This window comes from Litorimonas sp. (assembly GCA_029936425.1).
GTDB lineage: Bacteria > Pseudomonadota > Alphaproteobacteria > Caulobacterales > Maricaulaceae > Litorimonas.
Genome location: JAPYSU010000138.1, coordinates 1 through 1,228, shown reverse-complemented (window position 1 = coordinate 1,228; position 1,228 = coordinate 1). Strand labels below are relative to the sequence as shown.

Genomic DNA, 1,228 nt, shown 5'->3' with positions numbered 1-1,228 from the left:
GGCAAATTGGAGCGAGGAACGAGCGGAAATTTGATCCGCCTGCCGCCGCTTGTTAAATTTTGACTTGCACATACCACTGGCTTCCTTTTGGCTCGACAAAATAATGATATGACACTTCTAGGGGTTTGATTGGAGAGTATATTAAAGAGGCAATTGATGCAGTTAGACTTTCTAGCGGCGTAAACACTGGAACGCCAAAGTCACCCTGCCGAATACTGTGCTCAACTAAAACACGCTCGCCATCCTTAGTCATGTAGCCTTTAGCATGCACAAGCAGATGCAAACCTCTTGCCACTGGATAACCGGCCAAATAAATAACCAACGCTACGAATACGCAGACTTTCCGTTTCTTCACATACTTTCCTGAAAATTTAACGCCCGCCTCAGCCGCCGAAGGTCGGCTTGCAGGCACTTGTTAAGTTATTCTGAACTTGCATACCAGTGATGATAAAAGTCTTCTTGGGTTACTTCTGCCAAAGAAGGAGGAACTATCAGCGTATGCTCATTATTGAAAGACAGCACCAAACAGCCTCTTTGATAATCGAATGACTTCAGCCGTACATGGTCAAGGGGACTCAAAGCCTCACTCCACTCCTCGAATTCGCTAGTATCTCCGGGATACTCGTCGGATCGCATAACCGCTCCGGATAAGTTATTGAGGATCCATGGAGGATCGATCCAAATATATTGCCCCTTCTCCGAAAACCTTAATTTAATCGAATTGCACGCCAGCGTTCGTTCGCAATCACGACCAACAAAGGCATTTATAATCTTTATATCTTCGTCGTGATCCATAGATAGATCTCAAACTTAACAGCGTATTCAGTCGAACGATTCGACCTATCTTTTTTCGACATAATTCTGTATCGGGCAGCGCCTTTCTTAGCTACAAAACCCAGCACAGACAATGACCTGGAGATAATTTGAGAACCGTTCGCAGCCGAAAAAACTCGAATGAGCGGCCTATTTCCCGTATTTCCCAGCATTCCCCTTTCCCTGAAAATCACTTTATATCAACCGTTTAGCTTTTTCTGTAAGCCATATCCTACAAGCAAGGCACCCCCGTCCGGTGAGCACGAACCAAGGACAGGCTGAGCAGACACAAAAAAGCCCGGGGACTTGCGTCGCCCGGGCTTGAGGGGTGTAACCCTGGTTATCGCTCTCCCTTAGCGATCTTCGTACCGTTGGTGCTTGAAGAAGATGCCGGTGTCACCGAACTGGGACAGGG

General features: G+C 46.9%; 2 protein-coding genes. Both read right to left on the bottom strand.

Features of this window, described 5'->3' with window-relative positions:
* Nucleotides 1-52 precede the first annotated feature (52 nt).
* Nucleotides 53-355, bottom strand: coding sequence for a hypothetical protein (locus tag ACN0IC_RS15585; RefSeq protein WP_156790361.1), 303 nt, complete (start codon nucleotides 353-355; stop codon nucleotides 53-55).
* A gap of 65 nt (nucleotides 356-420) precedes the next feature.
* On the bottom strand, nucleotides 421-795 hold the full coding sequence (locus ACN0IC_RS15580; RefSeq protein WP_156790362.1) for a hypothetical protein: 375 nt from the start codon (nucleotides 793-795) through the stop codon (nucleotides 421-423).
* Nucleotides 796-1,228 lie beyond the last annotated feature (433 nt).